The 2,691-nt window shown below is 57.5% G+C and carries 4 protein-coding genes; all 4 read right to left on the bottom strand.

What is annotated here, in order from left to right:
- Positions 1-297 (bottom strand): hypothetical protein (locus K9B32_RS28725; RefSeq protein ID WP_224568761.1); only part of this gene is annotated, 297 nt, incomplete at its 3' end.
- Positions 297-1,862, bottom strand: a complete 1,566-nt coding sequence (gene tnpC / locus K9B32_RS28730; protein WP_224568763.1) for an IS66 family transposase — start codon at positions 1,860-1,862, stop codon at positions 297-299. The genes K9B32_RS28725 and tnpC, both read right to left, overlap by 1 nt.
- 72 nt (positions 1,863-1,934) lie before the next feature.
- Positions 1,935-2,282, bottom strand: a complete 348-nt coding sequence (tnpB, locus tag K9B32_RS28735; RefSeq protein WP_018240454.1) for an IS66 family insertion sequence element accessory protein TnpB — start codon at positions 2,280-2,282, stop codon at positions 1,935-1,937.
- Positions 2,279-2,641, bottom strand: coding sequence for an IS66-like element accessory protein TnpA (tnpA, locus tag K9B32_RS28740; protein ID WP_224568765.1), 363 nt, complete (start codon positions 2,639-2,641; stop codon positions 2,279-2,281). Before tnpA ends, tnpB begins: the two co-directional genes overlap by 4 nt.
- Between the last annotated feature and the right edge of the window lie 50 nt (positions 2,642-2,691).

The raw sequence follows: 2,691 nt of genomic DNA on the forward strand, positions 1-2,691 counted from the left end.
GCGTTTCATCTCGTCTGCCATAACGCGTTCGACCACATCCGGATCGCATTGTTCATCGACGAGAAACTGGCGGATTCCACCATCCCATGTCCGTATGTCGGCGAGGAGATTCTGGAGCTCGTCCACGCCGTTCTCGGTCAGGCCCTTTGTGCCGGATTCGCTGCCGTCGCGGACATAAAGCAATTCGCCTTCGCTGATATTATCCGAGTTGGCGGTCACCTCTTCGATCAACTCGAGGTTCTCGCCGATCATCTCAGCGACCTGTTTGAGGGTATAGATGATCCTTGAGCGTGCCATCACGCAGCCTCGTACCGGTCTTTTGCCGGAGTCCACTGCCACGGGAGCAGTTCCTCAAGTCGATCTTTCGGATGGCTCTGGATCCTGGTCAGGACGTCTGTGAGATAGGTCTCGGGATTGTGGCCATGGAGTTTGGCTGTCTCGATGATGGTCAGGATATTGGCGATGCGCTCGCCGCCCTTGTCAGAGCCGGCGAAGAGCCAATTTTTTCTTCCAATTCCGAGTGGCCTCATAGCGCGCTCAGCTATGTTGTTATCGATTTTGACACGGCCATCGTCAATGTAGACGCTCAAAGCTGCCCATCGCGAGAGGGCGTATCGCATCGCTTCGGCAAGCTTCTGTTTCTGCGGCAGCGTTGAAAGTGTCACTTCTATCCAGGCCTTGAGGTCCGCCAGAATGGGTCTGGCGTGTTGCTGGCGCAGTGTTCGCCTCTCGTCAGCCGACATGCCGCGGATACGATCCTCGATATCGTAGAGTGCACCGATGCGCGACAGAGCCTCGTCGGCGATCGGAGATGGCTTGAGCTTGATCACATCATGGAACTTGCGGCGCACATGCGCCATGCACGCAGCTTCGATGATCTGGTTGCCGTAAAGCTTGCTATAGCCAGCATACCCATCCGCATGCATTACGCCGCTGAAGTGAGCGAGGTGTTCAGCCGGATGCGCGCCCTTTCGGTCGGGGCTATAGTAATAGGCGATCGCTCCGGGCGTGGGATCCTGGTAGCCGCTGCCATCGAAGACATAGACCCACACCCTGCCGGTCTTCGTCTTTCCTCGTCCTGGGTCGAGAACATCGACCGGCGTATCGTCCGTGTGTATTCGGTCGACCGCGGCGATATGGGCTCTGATCAGCAGGATGAGGGGCGAGAGCAGAACGGACACACGGCCAACCCAGTCCGCCATGACAGACCGGGAGATGTCTATCCCCAGCCGGTCGTACATCTCGGACAAACGGTAGAGTGGGATATGATCGTCAAATTTGGCGACCATGATGTGTGCGAGCAGTCCTGGTCCAGGTTTGCCTCGCTCGATCGGCAAGCTCGGCATCTCACCCGATACCATTGTATCGCAGTCCTTACAGACCATGCGCTTCTCGATATGCCGGACGATCTTCACAGAAGCCGGCACATGCTCCATCACCTGGACCACCTTGTCGGCCGCCTTCAGGAAGGACATGCCACCACAAGTCGGGCAACTGCAGGGCGCTGTGTACACCCGCTCTTCAGTTGGAAGGCCATCCGGCAGAGGTCTGCGTTTCGGCTTGTCGGGGGTATCATCCAGATCTGGCAGCAGGCCTTTTCCGGAACGAGCATCAGCCTCGGCGCGAGAGGCTTCGATCTCCTCGAGCATCAGTTCGAATTGCTCAATCTTCCGATCGATCTTTTCCGAGGATGCGCCGTGCTGCCGATGTCGGAGCAGTTCCAGCTGCGCGCGCAGAAGACCGATGATCGAGTCGCGTTTGATGACCTCGGCTTCTTGGCTCTCAAGTTTCGCCGCCTGTTCAGCGACGAGCGCGCGCAATGCCAATAGCTCGTCCTGACTGTCCAGCGGCGGTGCTTTCATGCCCAAAAACATAGCCGATTTGCCGCGAAAGCACTAGCGTTTTGCCCCGGATGTCTCTGTAAAATATAGCTTTTAACCCGTGCGGCCAGGGGCGGAGGTCCACGCTGGTCGGCGCCAGTCAATCCCTTCAACAAGCATCGACAACTGAGCCTGCGTCAGATGCGCAACACCATCTTTCGCCGTCGGCCAAGGAAAGTATCCGCGCTCGAGAATCTTGTAAAACAGGCAGAACCCTTGGCCATCCCACCATAAAAGCTTGATCCGGTCGGCGCGTTTTCCGCGGAAGCCGAAGATCGCGCCGGAACCCGGCGCTTCCTTGATCACCGCCTCGACCATCGCAGACAGTCCATCGATACCACGCCGCATATCGGTCACCCCGCAAGCCAAGTAGACCCGCACATTCCCGGTCGGCCCGATCATGCAGCCTCAACACACGCGATCAACGATGACAGCGTCTTGCGTTCAATGTCCGCCGGAACTTTCAAACTGCGACCATTTCGTAGCTGGATCTTGATAAGCGCGGGCGCCCCGCCGGCCGCCGGCATCTGCCCGAGGCTTACTTCGTTGACCAGGTGGACCGGAAGGAACGTTGCTGACACATCGAAGTGGCTAAGCGTTTTCCGCCATAAACGGATCTGCGCAGGATAAATGTCATGACGACGAGCGACATCACCAATGCGAACGCCGGGCTGATCCGTTTCCGCCAATATCGCCAGCTTCGCTTCCTTCGACCACCGCCGCCTACGCTCAACGCCGGAAATGATCTCCATGCGAGCCATGCCAACCTCTCAGATCTGATATTAGTGTCAGCACTAATGCTGGTTCTAAT

This window comes from Rhizobium sp. 3T7 (genome assembly GCF_020166565.1).
Lineage (GTDB): Bacteria > Pseudomonadota > Alphaproteobacteria > Rhizobiales > Rhizobiaceae > Rhizobium.